This window comes from Pseudoselenomonas ruminantium (assembly GCF_900104055.1).
Taxonomy (GTDB): domain Bacteria; phylum Bacillota; class Negativicutes; order Selenomonadales; family Selenomonadaceae; genus Selenomonas_A; species Selenomonas_A ruminantium_C.
The window spans coordinates 1-12,890 of record NZ_FNJQ01000057.1 but is presented as its reverse complement, the minus strand read 5'-3'; the positions used below and the strand labels follow the sequence as shown (position 1 = coordinate 12,890).

The window sequence follows — 12,890 nt, the reverse complement described above, 5'->3', positions numbered from 1 at the left end:
TGGAGCTGCATGAAAAAAGCTGCTCGCATTAGTTGCGAGCAGCAATGAATATTTTTATTTTTTTACCTGTCCACTTGACGGGGAGCACACCATATATCGTCAACCGCTGGATTTTGATAATACCAATCACTTCGCTTATACTTATATAAAAAAGTATTTGCACAGATAAGGAGTAATTCTATGACACTGCGCCATTTCCAGATTTTCTTATGTGTCTGCGATGAGGATGGCATGACACGTGCCGCCGAAAAACTGCATATTTCCCAGCCATCAGTGAGTCAGGCCATCCGAGAGCTGGAGGGACATTATGGGACGAGGCTCTTTGAACGGCTGGGCAAGAAGCTGTTTCTGACCGCGGCCGGGGAGGAGCTCCTACAATATGCCCGCCATATCGCGAGCCTTGTTGACCGGTCAGAATCTGCCATGCGGGATTTTGCCGCCGGCTCCCCCCTGCGGATTGGTGCCACCCTCTCCATCGGCGAAAGCGTCTTCATCCCGTTACTGAACCGATTCCGCAAGACCTACCAGCAACAGGTAATCTCTTCGATTCATAATACCGCCACACTGGAAAAGGCCCTGCTGAATGATGAATTGGATCTGGCTTTAGTGGAAGGAACCATTCATTCCCCCTACCTCAAAGAACGCGCCTTTATGGCCGATGAATTAGTGTTCTTGACTGCTCCGGATAATCCGCCGCCCCATACCATTGCCGAGCTCTCCCGTCTGCCCTTCATCACCCGGGAAGAAGGCAGCGGCACTCGGGAACTCTTTACACGAAAAATGTCGGAACAGGGTATAAAGCCTGAGATAATCGGCACCTATAACAATTCCGAAAGCATCAAGCAGGCAATCATGGCAGGCTTTGGCATAGCTGTCCTGTCCGAACGGGTTGCCCGGCGGGAACTTGACGCAGGAAACCTTATCCAGTTTGCAATTCCCGGCATTTCCTTTACCCGCACCTTCTGGATTGTCTGCCACATCAACAAATACCTGACGCCAGCTATGGAGAAGTTCATCAGCCTTTGCGCTCAGGAAGGAGATTCATAGGCAACCGACTATGATAATCATCAAATCATAGTATTTTACAAATTACCTAGTGAGTGCTAGGATGTTTCCATAATGATATTCGAGGAGGCATCCTGATAATGAAAAAAGAACACATCCACGGTATTTTGCTGGCTCTGGTCATTGCTATTCCAGCCTGGCTCTTGGGCAGGCAATTCCCCATTATCGGTGGACCAGTATTCGGCATCCTGCTGGGCATGCTGCTGGCGGGAATAAACCGCCCCGCCGCGCTGGAGCCGGGTATCGCCTTTACCGGCAAGAAAATCCTGCAATATGCCATCATCCTGTTGGGTTTTGAGATGAATCTCTTCCATGTGCTGGACATCGGCAGACAGTCCTTCTCCGTCATGATCTTCACCCTGCTGACAGCCTTTATGACAGCCTGGGGTGTAGGCAGACTGCTGCATCTTGACCGCAATACCACTACCCTTATCGGCGCCGGTACGGCCATCTGCGGCGGTTCGGCTATTGCAGCGGTCGCCCCGGTCATTGGCGCCAAGGACAAGGACATCGCCTTTTCCATCTCCACCATTTTCCTCTTCAACGTGCTGGCTGTATTCATCTTCCCCTTTTTAGGACATCTGATGAATATGTCCGACCTGGGCTTTGGCATGTGGGCCGGTACCGCGATAAACGATACCTCTTCTGTGGTAGCAGCCGGATATTCTTATAGCGAAGAAGCCGGAGGCCTGGCCACCATCGTAAAGCTGACCCGTGCCTTGATGATCGTACCTGTCTGCCTGTTTTTTGCCCTGCTCATGGCACGAGAAAAAGCCAGCACTGGCGCTGGCTTTAACTTCCAAAAGATTTTCCCCTGGTTTATCCTGTGGTTCGTGGTAGCTTCCATCGTCAACACCACTAGCATTCTGCCGGAAACGCTCTCGCAAACGCTGGGTACCTGCGGCAAATTCGCCATTGTCATGGCCATGACAGCCATTGGCCTCAACACCAGACTCGGGGAACTCGTAAAACATGGCCTGAAGCCCATCTTCCTGGGGCTCTGCTGCTGGGCAGCAGTGGCCTGCATGTCCCTGCTGGTACAGTATTTACTTGGCATTATTTAGATAAGAAACGGTCAGCTGACTTTTCACGTCAGCTGACCGTCTTTAGCTTTTATGATTTTTTCTGCAAGGAGCCCAGCTGTTCCCCCATTCTCTTGCCGTAGGTAATAAACAACTCCTCGAAGTCCTCAATATTCTGACTCATGCCTACAGGACCGAGATGGATAACGGGCTTTCCGCAGGAACTGCCCCCAGAATAAACCATCATGCCCGCCACCATCATAAACACAATCATTTCCTTGATGGCATTTTCTGCACCGCCGTGGATATACTGCTCCGTCGCATAGGCACCGCCCAACTTTCCTGCCAGATTCAGCTTCTTGATATTACTTTCCAGCCAATTTTTCATTTTCCCCGTAACAGAAGCCATATAGGTAGGAGAACCAAAGATAACCATATCAGATTGTTTGATATAATCCAAATCAGCCTCGTCAATATTGAAGCACCTTACATCACTGTATCCAGTTTCCATAACCCCTTGGGCAATAAATACCGCTGCCTTTTCTGTTGTATGTGTCCTTGAATCGTAAACAATCGCCGTTTTCATATATAAACCTCCAACTTGATTTCTGTAATAAGCCTATAATAGCATTATAGTCCCTTTTTTACCACTAAATACATTTTAAACTTTTTGTTCCCCGATTGGATTTCACCGACAGGTTATTTCATATGCAACATAAAAAACATAAAATCAATCCCCGACTTTATGCTCAAGCAAAAGAATAACTCCCTTTCATTTATATGAAGACGCTGTGAAGATGCGGACTATAAAAAGTCACGTTCTTCACAGCGTCTTTTATCGGTTCCTTATCCTGGCTGCCCTTATCAACCTTGTCAGGCTGACCATGGATTTTCAAACAAGTATTGCTTAGTAGCAAAGGCTTTCGCCATCAGCTGGCATATCATAGTCTTCCACATGACGGGCCATGAGCAGGGAACGCATCGTATGACGGGTAATGGTAGCGTGAGCAACATTATCCAAATGTGTAAGATAAAGTCTAGCCTGCGGTGCTTCCATGGCCACAGACCAAACATCCTCATCATTCATAATCAAACGGCCATTTTCTACCAATTCAGCAGCAGAACAGTTAAGGGCAATAACCTCTGGGCTGAACTTGCGAATATTTTCCTGCACTTCAGGATACCATACTGTATCCCCAGCCAGGTAGAATGTTTTCTCCTTAGGGGAGGTAAACATGATTCCCATGGCTTCACCACAAGGAACTACAGTGCCATGACGAGCAGGCACCTGCGTCAGCCTTGCCGAACCAAAATCCATCCCCTCACGAGAAAGGACGATAATCTTCCTAAAGCCAGATTTCTCGAAAACAGCTGCATCTTCCTCATTTTGACAGATGACTGGTACATTTTTATCTAAGGGAGCCCCCACTGTGCCATCCATTGCCATATCAATGTGGTCCGGATGAATATGCGTTACCACATAATAATCAACCCCCTGCAATATTTCTTCCACGGACATGGGCAGGTCATAAAAGGGCATAACCATGTTCTCCTTTACAGGATCTGGTACATGGAAGGGCATCCCCGGTATGTCAACAAACGATAGCACATGTTTGGGTGACAGCCATGGGTCAATCAAAAAGGTCTTGCCGGCAAATTCCAAACGGTTGGTGGCATTACGTATCTGTGTCAATTTCATGTTAAAAACTCCTCTCACACATAGATTGCTGACTTATCTCTTACTGCTATTCTAACAATCGAATAATCCGTCAACAAGCAAATGCTTCGGCACTTGCCGCAACCATTCTGTTGCGGTAAACTAAAACCAGGAGGTGTTTCCCATGAATCAAAAACAACTGGAATACTTCATCGAGGCCTATCGCAGCCGCAATATTCAAGCTGCGGCTGATAAACTATATGTCAGCCGTCAGGGCATCAGCAAAATCATCCGCCAGTTGGAAAAAGAGCTTGGTCAAGTTCTTTTTAACCGCACACCACGCGGTCTGGAACCAACGGATTATGCCACCACACTGCTTCCCCATGCCCAGCGTCTTTTGGATGATTATCGCTATATCGAGGGCATGAATACCCTGGCCTCCCAGTCAAAAAGCGTCGTTACCATTTATGCCCTTGACCATATCCTGGCCTACCTGGGTGCCAATTTCCTGCTGGACTTCCATGCGTCCCACCCCGATATTATCCTCAGCGTTATGGATACCACAGATGATGCTGCCCTTGACGGCCTTGCCGCCAAGAAATGCAATTTTGCCATAGTGACAGGCCCTCTGGACAACAGCCGTTTCCAGGGTGATGAGCTATTCTTTTCTCGATACTGTGTCCGCCTCCATAAAAACCATCCCCTGGCCGCCAAACCAGAACTATCCTATGCCGATTTGGATGGAGAAACCATCATCAGCAAAGGCCGGGCTTATCAATGTTTCCGGGATAATATTGACCGGTACATTCTCCTGCCAGGATTGAAAGTGAAGATTCTTGGCGAAACAGCAGATGAATCAATCATCACGGAACTGGTGGCTCAGAATCACGCCATCAACATCGGCTACGATTATGCAGCGGTTCTAAATACCCATGAGGATATCGTTCTTCGCCCTCTGAGCGAAGGCACAGAAAAAGGACAGAGTGTTTACCTTATCACGGATAAATACACTCTGCCCACAACGGCAAGCAAGAAATTCCGTCAGTTTATCTTGGATTGGCTGCCAGCAAGCGGCAAACACATCGTTTTACCTAGCTTTTTCCCATTAGTTTAGCTCGGACTACACCGTTTTCTCAGGAATGACTGCTCAGCAGCTTCCTGGTCAAATCAGACTGACTGTTTCGGTAGAGAAACAGGGCCAAGATACCGCTGAAGAGGTTGGCTATCGGCGGCATCAGCCAGATTCCCAGCAGACCATAGGTGGGGGCCAGCAAGGACAGCAACGCGGCAGGCAGAACCAGCGTGCCCACGAAGGACAGCAGCAGGGAACGCCCCGGCATATCCAGGGCCGTGAAATATGACGAGAAGCACAGGTCCATCCAACCCGCCAGATAGGAAAAGGCAAAGATGGTCAAGGCATCTTTGCTGAACTGCATCAGCTCTCCCTCCTCACTCTGACTGAAAAGTCCTGCCATATACGGCCCGGCTAACTCTATAAAGAAGAACGCGGCCACCGCCATAATGAACGATGCCCAAAGGATGCGGCGGAAAATGGCCTTGAGCCGTGCCTTTTCCCCTGCTCCATGACAATAACTCAAAGCAGGCTGCAATGAGTCACAAAGACCGAAGTTCAACATACCGATGATGCTGTCCACATACATGACGATGGCAAAGGCGGCCACCGCTGAAGTCCCGCCGTATTTGAGCAGGAAAAAATTCAGCATCAGGCCCATGATTGCCGAGGAAATGCTGGTCAAAAACTCACTGGAGCCGTTGGCCAGTATCCGCAGGAAACGGCTCACCGGAATATTCTCCCAGGTGTAATAGACATCCAGCCGCCGACCGCCAAAGAGTGCCAAGGTAATGATTGATCCCGACGCAATGGAGATACAGCTTGCCAGAGCTGCGCCTTCAATGCCCCATCCCAGCACGGCAATAAACAGGAAGTCCAAAACGATATTCAGCACCTGGGTGAGTATATTGATGCCCATACTCAGTTTGGGACGGCCACAGTCCCGCAAATAGTTATCCGTGGCAAAGTAAATGGGAATCAATGGGCCAAACAGGGCGTAGATCTTCAGATAATCTGCCGCCAGACGCAAGGTCTCTCCCTCTGCTCCCGGGGCCAGCCAAGCGGCCACCATTTCTGCCGAGGCAAAGCCCATAAGGGCAGTTATGGTGGAAAAGAGCAGGATAAACTTTACCGAGAAAGAAAAGGCCCGGGAAGCTTCCTGCCGATTCCCTTCCCCCAGCAAGGTGGCAATATGTACAGAAGTCCCCACTGCCACCATATTGGCCAGGGCTTCCACAATCATGATCAGCGGCATGACGATATTGACGGCCGCCAAAGCCTCAGCGCCCAGATAGCGCCCCACAAAGATGCCATCCACTATGGCATAGAGCCCTCCCGCCAGGGATGTCGCCATAGCTGGCAGGGCACAGTGAAAGAACAGCCGCGTCGGCGGCATTTTCGAAAAGATTTCTAAATGCATACAATCTCCTTCAGCAGCCCGGGCATACAAAAAGGCCCGGGTTCTGCATTTAATACAGAATCCGGGCTCACCCGACACCTTATCCGACAGGCGGCCTGCAGGAAATCCTGCTATCCCCCGTGCTACGGCACTCTGTCCTCCGGTGACCAATATGTTGATTAGTATATTAACATCAAAGCATTGACCTGTCAATCCTCTTTGTTATCGTTTTGGGTAAAACTTTTGAAACGTTTTTGTCAGGGCAAGATTCCCTGCAGATAGGTGAAACCACCCATCATATTGCGCACCTCAAAGCCTGACTGCTTCAGCATGCGTTCCATGAAATATCCGTTCATGCCAATTTTGCAGATGACCACCAGGGGCCGTTTTTTATCCAGCTTATCCAGCTGTTCCCGCATTTTTGCCGCCGGTATATTGATTGCTCCCTCTACATGGCCTGCCGCAAACATTTCCGGCGGACGCACATCGATGATCAAGGCCCCCCGTTCCTGTTCTGCCGCCAGTTCCGCCGGCAACAAGGGATTAGTCAGCCCCTGCAGGATGTTATCGCCATAGTATCCGGCCATATTCACCGGGTCTTTGGCTGAAGAGAAGGGCGGCGCATAGGCAAGCTCCAAATCTTCCAAATCATACACCGTGCCGCCTAAACGCAAAACAGAAGCCAACACATCAATCCGCTTATCCACGCCCTTTTTGCCAATTGCCTGGGCACCAAGGACCTTGCCATCCTGCAGGCTGAAGAGCACCTTCAGGGCGAAGGGTTCCGCCTGAGGATAATAAGATGCATGGTCATTAGGATAGGTAATGGTATAACGATAGTCCCTGCCATAAACCAGCCCCGCCTGCTGCAAGGCCCGCTCGTTTTTGCCAGTGGCAGCAGCGGTCAAGGAAAAGACCTTGAACACAGAACTACCCACCACGCCGGCATACTTGCGTTTTTTGCCGGCAATATTGTCAGCGGCCAGCCGTCCCTGACGATTGGCGGGACCAGCCAAAGGCAGCGCCGCCTTCTTTCCCGTCAGGCCGTCAAAGATCATTACCGCATCACCTACGGCAAAGACTGCCGGGGCACTGGTCTGCATATATTCATCCACCAGAATATGCCCCCGCTCGCCCAGCTCGATGCCGCTGTCCTGCAGGAATGCCGTATCCGGGCGCACGCCGATGGCCAGCACCACAAAATCAGCCGTCAGTACCTCCTGAGGAAGTTTAACGCCAATGGTGCCATCCTCATGATGGAGGAATTCCTGTACGCCCTGCTTCAACAACAGCTTCACGCCGTTCTGGCGCAGTTCAGCTTCTGTCAGGGCTGACATATCCGTATCAAAGGGAGCCAGGATATGAGGTGCTGCTTCCACCAATGTCACGGACAGGCCCTGGGCCTGCAGATTCTCCGCCGCTTCCACGCCGATGAAACCACCGCCGACCACCACGGCACGCCCCTGGGGATAATCCCCGGCCAGCTTCTTCAAGACCGCAGCATCTGGTACATTGCGCAGGGTTACAATGCGTTCATGGTCGATACCCGGAATTGGCGGCCGCAGGGGCTGGGCACCCGGAGACAGCAGCAGGGCATCATAGCTTTCCGGATATTCTTCCTCCCCATGGCGAATAACTACCTGGCGGGCTGCCGTATCCACCTTTATGACTTCGCTCTGCACCCGCACATCTACGTGAAACAACCCGCGGAATTTGGCCGGCGTCATCACCAGCAAATCTTCCTGTCGGGGAATAACGCCCCCTACATAATAGGGCAGACCGCAATTAGCAAAGGAAATATCACCGCCACGCTCCACCAGAATGATTTCTGCCCCTTCGTCCAGCCGCCGCAGACGGGCAGCTGCCGTAGCACCGCCTGCCACGCCACCAACCACGATATATTTTGCCATAATCATACCTCCAAACGAATATCAATTTCTCGAAGTTGTTATGATTATAGCAATTTACCGAGCAAAAGTTCGTGATTCAATCACTTTGCTCAGTATTTTCACGGGCGGCAGAAAAGCTGCACCTCTCCCAGCCGACCCTTTCCCGGCAGTTAAAGGACTTGGAAGATGAATTCGGCAAACAACTGCTCATCCGTGAACCGCGCCGCATTCTCCTGACCGATGACGGAGCTCTTTTACGCCGCCGTGCAGAAGAAATCCTGTCGCTGGTGGAAAAGACCGAGGGCGAGCTTTTGAGCAGCAACGAAAATATCAGCGGCGATATCCGCATTGGCGCAGGGGAATCTGTGCACTTTGGCCTGGAAAAAGAACCAGGTCTTTTCCAAAGCCTCTCAGCTGTTTCTGCAAACCTTGCAGGAAAAATTTGCCATACAATAAGGAGGGCCTTGCAGCCCTCCACAAACAATTCAATATTTTTACTTAATCCAATCAATCACTTATAGCGCTGCTACCCTGCGCCATATTATCATTACCGCCGCCATGACCGTTTAATTCCTTATTGAGTACGGCTATGCGCTCCCGGCAGCTAACCGGTACAGCAGCCCCCCTTGCCAGAATATAGTTAAGCCTGTTTTTCTGTTTATAGAATACCGTCACCTGTGCCTGTGGTTCTTCGACCAGCTTCTGCGTCAGCTTTTTGGCTGCATCTGCTGAAATATCCTCAAAATGGACTTCAACAATCTTAATATCATCTTTAAGCTTCGCCTTGGCCAAAAGCTGCGGGGCTATTTCGTTTACCCAGCGTTCTTCAGCTAAGGCCAGCTTATCCCGCAGTTCTTTGTTTTCTGCTTGCAAACGTTCTACGCCGGATTTAATTTCTTCATCTTTGAGCGAAAGCAGCTGCACAGCGCTAGTCAGCTCCTGCCAGCATGTTTGGACTTTTTCCATGGCGCGTCTGCCACAGAGGAAATAAATCCGCGTGCTCTCCTTATGCTTTTCTGCCTTGAAGATTTTGACCAGACCTACCATACCGGTCATCGGTGGGTGCGTGCCGCAGCAGGTGCAGGCATCACTGCCTTCAATGCTGACCACCCGCACAGGGCCGGTCAGCTTGTCATTGAATTTACGCGTAGCACAGACCGCTGCCTGCTCAGCATCCATCCAGGTCGTTTTTATCGGCAGATTTTCCTGAATCTGTGCATTCGCCAGCGTTTCCACCTGCTGAACCTCGGCGGCGCTGACCTCACGATTAAGGTCAATCGTCACCATTTCTTCCGTCATATGAAAGCCCACATTATCGGCCTGACAAAGTTTCCAAAAACCATAGGATAAGAGATGTTCCCCACAGTGCTGCTGCATATGATCCAAGCGCATCTGCCAGTCGATTTCGGCGGTAACTTCCGTTCCCACGGCTATGGGTTCTGCCGTTTCATGATAGATATGTCCGTCCTTTTCCCGCACATGGGTAACGCTTACGGTCTTGTCGGCCAAAATCAATTTGCCCGTATCGCTTAACTGCCCGCCGCCCTCAGGATAAAATACGGTTTGGGAAAGCTCCACGCCAAACCCTTTTTTGAGTTCCACACATGCCGTAACAACCGTCTTGCAGCTGCGCAGCATAACCTGTTCGTATAATCTTATGGTCTTCGATTCCGTCATCTTTCGCACCTCATCCTTACGCATGGTCTGACTTTAAGCCGGCGCCGCACATGGACAACAGTGCTTCCTGCGGTCTGCCATATCGCTCACAGTAATGCTCATACCCGGCATATACAGCCGCCGTGGTATGTTCACAGTAAATGCCCTGACGAGCAATTTTCTCCCGCGCACTCAGGATTTTATCCTCAGGAATGGTTATCCCTTGCACCTTGTATTTATGCACATAGTCCAAAATCTCTGCACTGCGCATGGGCAAGCCAATGGCAATACCTTCAGCCATAGTCCACTGGACAGGTTCAGCGGTGATGTCCGCAGCCCCCGCCGCCATTGCCTTTATAAACGGCTGACACAATTCACTCTGCACCGCCACGACCTGCGGCATATGGTCAATCGCGCCGCTGGCGAGCAGTTCTTCCAGCCCTTTCATCACACCGATAAAAAGCGTCCCATTGCCCACAGGCACAAAGATATGCTCCGGAATACGTCCAAGCTGTTCATAAGTTTCGTAAATATACGTTTTCGTCCCTTCATAAAAGAACGGATTATAAACGTGGTTCGCGTAATACACGCCCTCTTTTTCGACCTTTTCCCGGCAGACAGCGGCGCAATGGTCACGATTGCCCGGCACAATCACTGCTTTGGCCCCATGGGCTTCAATCATGCGGATTTTTTTATCCGATGTTCCTTCCGGTACAAATATCTCACAGGCAATGCCCACGCGTCCGCAGTAGGCGGCCACGCTGTTGCCGGCATTGCCGCTGCTGTCCTGTACCACCTTGTCTACACCCAGAGCTTTGATATGTGCTACGAGTACCGCCGCGCCCCTGTCCTTAAAGGACAGCGTGGGCATGTAATAATCCATTTTGAACAAAGTATGCGCATCAAAGGGAATAATCGGCGTCATACCTTCGCCCAATGTAACCTGCTGCCATGTATCACCAGTCAATGGCATAAACCTGCGGTAACGGAACAGCCCCCAAACCGAATGATCAATAAGCTCAGCAGAATATTTGGTCGGTACATAATTCAATTTCCACAAGCCGCCACATTCACATTTGCTTTTTCGTGTCGTAACATCTTCTTTATGTCCACATTTCGTACATACAAATTCCATGTCCGCTCCCCCTTATCCATTATTTATATTCTGGCCAAAGAGTTTTAATCCTGCTCAATCTATATTCAATCCTCTGCATTCCGCTATGGCTTCAATTTCCACCAAAGCCCCATGATGCAATTTGCCCGCCGGCACAATTACCCGCGCCGGTTTATGTCCGCCAAAAAATCTGGCATAAGCTTCGTTGACGATATCCCAATAGGCTATATCGGATATATACACATGTACGGAGACTACGGCATCACGGCTAAGGCCTGCTGCAATCAAAACCTTGTCCAGATTCAAAAGCGAACGCTCAGCCTGCACCCCGGCATCCCCCTGCACCACCTGCCCCGTAACCGGGTCCATCGGCAGCTGCCCTGAAATGTAGAGCATTCCTCCCGCAGCCACACCAGGGCTATAATGTCCATTTGCTTTAACATCCATCGGTTGTACTTTCTTCATGATAATCTCTCCTTTTATAAAAATTTATTTAATATATATTTTTTTATATGGAGTAGGTAAAAAAGATGGGGCTTTAGCGCTTGCCCCTAACTTCATCCAAATAACTGTATATGGTTACACGATTTACGCCCAACCGTTCAGCCACCTGATCAATACTGCCCTTTAACTGGAAAATCCCGCGTGTATCCATAAAGCGGATTTTTTCGATGCGCTCCTCGCGGCTAAGTGTAGTTACATCAACGCCGGCCAGAATATTATCAATCAGCGCAAGCACCATTTTCTCCACCCGTTGACCTTGATTTTCCCGCACAGGTTCAGGCCTCGGCTGCGGCATAAAGCTTTTCAGATAATCCAGTTGCTGCTGGGTACGTGTCATATCAATATTGATACACAGCGCCCCCAACAGGCGGCCATCATCATCGCGAATCAACACCGATGGAACGCATCGGCCTTATCCCCCATGTCCCCCGCAAGGAAAATGGCATACGCGATTTCGATGAAGCCGCCTGTGGCTGGGTAGAATTTTCCAAATGCATGCGCAGTGCCGGTGTGCAGGTGGAAGCCCTGATTGAATATGTTGACCTGTTCTTCAAGGAAGACACTGAAGAAGCCCGCAAGGATATTCTCGTGGAGCAACGTGCCCGCTTGCAGGAACAATACGAGCAGCTAAAAGCCACTATGGAACGGCTGGACTACAAGATTGCCTATTACAAGGAACTCATGACCAAGAAATGTCCCCCTCGCCAATCGTAACATTCCCCATCTCTAAAGAACGCCCCCTGCCATCCAAATTCGGCAGGGGGCGTAAGTTTAGCAGGAAGTGCTTCCTAAAACAGGATGCCTGCCGTAAAGCTCGCACGCGGATAAGTCGCAGGGCTTCCGACAGGTCAACATCAGACCGTTGTCCGTTATTTTCGTAAACACACAGGGGATTTTCCACACCTATTTCACTAGCAGGCATATAAACATATTCGCAGGTATTATTATCACCAAAGATAACACCTGTTTTTAATTCCGCTATCGTAATCATTTACTTTGCTCCTGTTCTGCTTCCTTCACCGCAATAGACGCCAATAAATCTGCAATGGTGACTTTCTTGAAATCAGCCTGCATATGCTGCCTGACCTCTTCGAGCCTGTCCCCTAGCACCCCATGGATATTCCTGCCCACCGGGCACTTCGGATTGGGGTTCTCCTGAAAGTGAAATAGATCCTCGTCCTCTTCCACAGCCTGGAAGACATCCCACAACGTGATGTCTTGCGGGCTTTTTGTGAGTTTGGCCCCACCGACACCTGCTGCCACCTCCACCAGGCCGGCGGCTTTGAGCTGGCCCAATGTTTTGCGGATGATAACCGGATTGACATTGACACTGCTGGCCAAAAAGGTGGAAGTAGCCTTGTACTCATCCTTGAACCGCTCGATACAAAGCAATATATGTGTCGCTACCGGCAGACGAAACGAAAACTGCATGAAAAATCCTCCTAAAAGTCGTTGTATCTATTGACATTACAACAATCGTTGTATATAATCGTTGTAACATATTATATTACA

14 protein-coding genes and 1 pseudogene are annotated in these 12,890 nt (G+C 50.0%); 5 read left to right on the top strand and 10 right to left on the bottom strand.

Features of this window, described 5'->3' with window-relative positions; all coding sequences use genetic code 11:
• The first annotated feature begins 180 nt into the window (after positions 1–180).
• The gene (locus BLQ59_RS15070) at positions 181–1,047 is read left to right on the top strand and encodes a LysR family transcriptional regulator (protein ID WP_074573640.1); all 867 of its coding nucleotides are present in this window, start codon (positions 181–183) and stop codon (positions 1,045–1,047) included.
• Between the two features lie 98 nt (positions 1,048–1,145).
• On the top strand, positions 1,146–2,129 hold the full coding sequence (locus BLQ59_RS15065) for a YeiH family protein (protein WP_074573639.1): 984 nt from the start codon (positions 1,146–1,148) through the stop codon (positions 2,127–2,129).
• A 49-nt stretch (positions 2,130–2,178) separates the two neighbouring features.
• Here the strand turns inward: BLQ59_RS15065 and BLQ59_RS15060 are convergent, their stop codons facing one another.
• Together BLQ59_RS15060 and BLQ59_RS15055 are read right to left on the bottom strand one after the other, a co-directional pair.
• Complete coding sequence (locus BLQ59_RS15060) at positions 2,179–2,673, bottom strand: flavodoxin family protein (protein WP_074573638.1); 495 nt, start codon at positions 2,671–2,673, stop codon at positions 2,179–2,181.
• Between the two features lie 321 nt (positions 2,674–2,994).
• The gene (locus BLQ59_RS15055; RefSeq protein ID WP_074573637.1) at positions 2,995–3,786 is read right to left on the bottom strand and encodes an MBL fold metallo-hydrolase; all 792 of its coding nucleotides are present in this window, start codon (positions 3,784–3,786) and stop codon (positions 2,995–2,997) included.
• Positions 3,787–3,928: 142 nt separating this feature from the next.
• On the opposite strand from BLQ59_RS15055, the gene BLQ59_RS15050 reads away from it, so the two are divergent.
• Positions 3,929–4,858, top strand: coding sequence for a LysR family transcriptional regulator (locus BLQ59_RS15050; protein WP_074573636.1), 930 nt, complete (start codon positions 3,929–3,931; stop codon positions 4,856–4,858).
• A gap of 19 nt (positions 4,859–4,877) precedes the next feature.
• Here BLQ59_RS15050 and BLQ59_RS15045 read toward each other — a convergent pair whose 3' ends face one another.
• Positions 4,878–6,236: an MATE family efflux transporter gene (locus BLQ59_RS15045; protein ID WP_074573635.1), complete on the bottom strand. Its 1,359-nt coding sequence runs from the start codon at positions 6,234–6,236 to the stop codon at positions 4,878–4,880.
• Between the two features lie 236 nt (positions 6,237–6,472).
• Positions 6,473–8,125 (bottom strand): FAD-dependent oxidoreductase, encoded by a 1,653-nt coding sequence (locus BLQ59_RS15040; RefSeq protein ID WP_074573634.1) that lies wholly within the window; start codon positions 8,123–8,125, stop codon positions 6,473–6,475.
• 71 nt (positions 8,126–8,196) lie between these two features.
• Between BLQ59_RS15040 and BLQ59_RS15035 the strand changes: the two genes are divergently transcribed.
• Complete coding sequence (locus tag BLQ59_RS15035) at positions 8,197–8,625, top strand: LysR family transcriptional regulator (protein WP_256324701.1); 429 nt, start codon at positions 8,197–8,199, stop codon at positions 8,623–8,625.
• Here BLQ59_RS15035 and BLQ59_RS15030 read toward each other — a convergent pair.
• From BLQ59_RS15030 to BLQ59_RS15015, 4 genes are all read right to left on the bottom strand, one after another.
• Complete coding sequence (locus tag BLQ59_RS15030; protein ID WP_074573633.1) at positions 8,612–9,781, bottom strand: alanyl-tRNA editing protein; 1,170 nt, start codon at positions 9,779–9,781, stop codon at positions 8,612–8,614. The genes BLQ59_RS15035 and BLQ59_RS15030 overlap by 14 nt on opposite strands.
• A 16-nt stretch (positions 9,782–9,797) precedes the next feature.
• Positions 9,798–10,895 carry a threonine synthase gene (locus tag BLQ59_RS15025; RefSeq protein WP_074573632.1) on the bottom strand — a complete coding sequence of 366 codons (1,098 nt, stop codon included), beginning with the start codon at positions 10,893–10,895 and terminating at the stop codon, positions 9,798–9,800.
• A 54-nt stretch (positions 10,896–10,949) separates the two neighbouring features.
• Entirely contained in the window at positions 10,950–11,339 is a 390-nt protein-coding gene (locus BLQ59_RS15020; RefSeq protein ID WP_074573631.1) for a RidA family protein, read from the bottom strand.
• Positions 11,340–11,412: 73 nt separating this feature from the next.
• Positions 11,413–11,772 carry a helix-turn-helix domain-containing protein gene (locus tag BLQ59_RS15015; RefSeq protein ID WP_074573630.1) on the bottom strand — a complete coding sequence of 120 codons (360 nt, stop codon included), beginning with the start codon at positions 11,770–11,772 and terminating at the stop codon, positions 11,413–11,415.
• Between the two features lie 2 nt (positions 11,773–11,774).
• On the opposite strand from BLQ59_RS15015, the gene BLQ59_RS15010 reads away from it, so the two are divergent.
• Entirely contained in the window at positions 11,775–12,092 is a 318-nt protein-coding gene (locus tag BLQ59_RS15010; RefSeq protein ID WP_074573629.1) for a MerR family transcriptional regulator, read from the top strand.
• A gap of 57 nt (positions 12,093–12,149) precedes the next feature.
• Here BLQ59_RS15010 and BLQ59_RS15005 read toward each other — a convergent pair.
• Both BLQ59_RS15005 and BLQ59_RS15000 read right to left on the bottom strand, forming a co-directional pair.
• A pseudogene (locus BLQ59_RS15005) lies at positions 12,150–12,369 on the bottom strand (hypothetical protein).
• Entirely contained in the window at positions 12,366–12,809 is a 444-nt protein-coding gene (locus tag BLQ59_RS15000) for an Rrf2 family transcriptional regulator (RefSeq protein WP_074573628.1), read from the bottom strand. The pseudogene BLQ59_RS15005 and the gene BLQ59_RS15000 overlap by 4 nt, the downstream one beginning before the upstream one ends.
• Positions 12,810–12,890 lie beyond the last annotated feature (81 nt).